At 53.5% G+C, this 3,459-nt stretch carries 1 tRNA gene and 1 rRNA gene (1 of these 2 running past the window's edge); both read left to right on the forward strand.

The features are described from left to right. A tRNA-Ala gene (locus tag AWJ14_RS14805) sits at positions 1 to 26 on the forward strand (it extends 50 nt beyond the left edge of the window). A 616-nt stretch (positions 27 to 642) separates the two neighbouring features. Beyond that, positions 643 to 3,438, forward strand: a 23S ribosomal RNA gene (locus tag AWJ14_RS14810). Positions 3,439 to 3,459: the final 21 nt, after the last annotated feature.

A 3,459-nucleotide genomic window follows, 5' to 3' on the forward strand; every position in this document is an offset into this window, starting at 1 on the left:
CGGTTCGATCCCGATAAGCTCCACCATCCTTGTTGATTTGGCAGACCTTTGCCGATCGCTCGAAGCGATGGGCGGTGCCAAATTGATTGGGTGGCTTGGGCTTTACCGGGAAACGTTATCCATTGAGGAAAATATAAATTGCGCGGGACTGCGGTCCTTGCGCCTGTTCTGATACATCGTGAAGAGAAGATTATGTCTGGAGGCTTCCAGGTGCTGCCCTTATGTGGCGGCGTTCGAGCCCGGACCCGTTTGAGTTTGATCGACAGCCTAGCCGGCCTGAGATCGAACGAGCGTTTGTGGCTTCGGCCGCGGGCGAGGCGATCAGATTGGCGTTGCCTGACCGCGCGTCACCGGACAAATCTCGAGAAGCTGGTCTTAAGGACCCTGTCTGACGAATGCCGGCGCATTCGTCGTCAAGGAGAGGGTCCGAACACGTCGATGACATCTGACATGACCGTGGCTGTAAAAGGTAGCCATGGTTTTTTGACTGGTCCTGATCCTTGCAAGGGTTCGGGCCTTTCGGTGCTTGCCGTATCACTTGGTGATGTGGTGAGCAGGTCCGGTTTGGAACCCCTGTCCGCATTGCGGACAGGAAAGGTTTGCCAAACCAGACAAATAAGGATGGGCATTGGCAATGAGAATGATCAAGCGTCAAAAGGGCATTCGGTGGATGCCTTGGCATGCACAGGCGATGAAGGACGTGATACGCTGCGATAAGCCATGGGGAGCTGCGAATAAGCTTTGATCCGTGGATTTCCGAATGGGGAAACCCACCTTAGATGCCTAGGAAAATTAAGGTGTTCTTCGGAACATCTTATCTTTCTAGGTATCGTTACAAGGTATCTTATCCTGAATACATAGGGGTAAGAAGCGAACGCGGGGAACTGAAACATCTAAGTACCCGTAGGAAAGGACATCAACCGAGACTCCGTTAGTAGTGGCGAGCGAACGCGGACCAGGCCAGTGGCATTATTGAGACAAGTGGAACGATCTGGAAAGTTCGGCCGTAGCGGGTGATAGCCCCGTACACGTAATTCTTGATATTGTCCTTGAGTAAGGCGGGACACGTGAAATCCTGTCTGAACGTGGGGGGACCACCCTCCAAGCCTAAGTACTCGTGCATGACCGATAGCGAACAAGTACCGTGAGGGAAAGGTGAAAAGCACCCCGACAAGGGGAGTGAAATAGTACCTGAAACCGGATGCCTACAAGCAGTCGGAGGGCGCAAGCCTGACGGCGTACCTTTTGTATAATGGGTCAACGACTTAGTGCAGCAAGCAAGCTTAAGCCGATAGGTGTAGGCGCAGCGAAAGCGAGTCTTAATAGGGCGATTAGTTTGTTGCATTAGACCCGAAACCGAGTGATCTAGCCATGAGCAGGTTGAAGGTTGGGTAACACCAACTGGAGGACCGAACCCGCATCTGTTGCAATAGATTGGGATGACTTGTGGTTAGGGGTGAAAGGCCAATCAAACTCGGAGATAGCTGGTTCTCCGCGAAATCTATTTAGGTAGAGCGTCGACCGAATACCCTCGGGGGTAGAGCACTGGATGGGCTATGGGGACTCACCGTCTTACTGATCCTAACCAAACTCCGAATACCGAGGAGTACTAGTCGGCAGACACACGGCGGGTGCTAACGTCCGTCGTGAAAAGGGAAACAACCCTGACCTCCAGCTAAGGTCCCCAAGTCATGGCTAAGTGGGAAAGGATGTGAGACTCCCAAAACAACCAGGATGTTGGCTTAGAAGCAGCCATCATTTAAAGAAAGCGTAACAGCTCACTGGTCTAAATAAGGGGTCTTGCGCCGAAAATGTACCGGGGCTGAAGCCATGCACCGAAGCTGAGGATGTGGACTTGTCCACGTGGTAGCGGAGCGTTCTGTAAGTCTGTGAAGGGAGACCCGTGAGGGCTCCTGGAGATATCAGAAGTGCGAATGTTGACATGAGTAACGATAAAGGGAGTGAGAGACTCCCTCGCCGAAAGACCAAGGGTTCCTGCTTAAAGTTAATCTGAGCAGGGTGAGCCGGCCCCTAAGGCGAGGCCGAAAGGCGTAGTCGATGGGAACCACGTTAATATTCGTGGGCCTGGTGGTAGTGACGGATCTCGTGTGTTGTATCTCCTTACTGGATTGGGGGTGCAGCGAAGAGGTTCCAGGAAATAGCTCCACCGTATAGACCGTACCCGAAACCGACACAGGTGGTCAGGTAGAGAATACCAAGGCGCTTGAGAGAACTGCGTTGAAGGAACTCGGCAAATTGCACGCGTAACTTCGGAAGAAGCGTGACCTCTTTTTACGCAAGTGGAAAGGGGTGGCACAGACCAGGGGGTAGCGACTGTTTATCAAAAACACAGGGCTCTGCGAAGTCGCAAGACGACGTATAGGGCCTGACGCCTGCCCGGTGCTGGAAGGTTAAGAGGAGAGGTGCAAGCTTTGAATCGAAGCCCCAGTAAACGGCGGCCGTAACTATAACGGTCCTAAGGTAGCGAAATTCCTTGTCGGGTAAGTTCCGACCTGCACGAATGGCGTAACGACTTCCCCGCTGTCTCCAACGCAGACTCAGTGAAATTGAATTCCCCGTGAAGATGCGGGGTTCCTGCGGTCAGACGGAAAGACCCCGTGCACCTTTACTATAGCTTTACACTGGCATTCGCCAAGGCATGTGTAGGATAGGTGGTAGGCTTTGAAGCGTGGGCGCCAGCTCGCGTGGAGCCATCCTTGAAATACCACCCTTATCTTCGTGGATGTCTAACCGCGGCCCGTCATCCGGGTCCGGGACAGTGTATGGTGGGTAGTTTGACTGGGGCGGTCGCCTCCGAAAGAGTAACGGAGGCGCGCGATGGTAGGCTCAGACCGGTCGGAAATCGGTCGTCGAGTGCAATGGCATAAGCCTGCCTGACTGCGAGACTGACAAGTCGAGCAGAGACGAAAGTCGGTCATAGTGATCCGGTGGTCCCGCGTGGAAGGGCCATCGCTCAACGGATAAAAGGTACGCCGGGGATAACAGGCTGATGACCCCCAAGAGTCCATATCGACGGGGTTGTTTGGCACCTCGATGTCGGCTCATCGCATCCTGGGGCTGGAGCAGGTCCCAAGGGTTTGGCTGTTCGCCAATTAAAGCGGTACGTGAGCTGGGTTCAGAACGTCGTGAGACAGTTCGGTCCCTATCTGCCGTGGGTGTAGGAATATTGATGGGATCTGCCCCTAGTACGAGAGGACCGGGGTGGACGTATCTCTGGTGGACCTGTTGTCCTGCCAAGGGCATAGCAGGGTAGCTATATACGGAATGGATAACCGCTGAAGGCATCTAAGCGGGAAACCAACCCAAAAACGAGTATTCCCTGAGAGCCGTGGAAGACGACCACGTTGATAGGCTGGGTGTGGAAGCGCGGTAACGTGTGAAGCTTACCAGTACTAATAGCTCGATAGGCTTGATCGTTCTCATTGATCAATGTTCATC

Origin of the sequence: Parahoeflea olei, assembly GCF_001703635.1 — a bacterium.
Classification (GTDB): domain Bacteria; phylum Pseudomonadota; class Alphaproteobacteria; order Rhizobiales; family Rhizobiaceae; genus Hoeflea; species Hoeflea olei.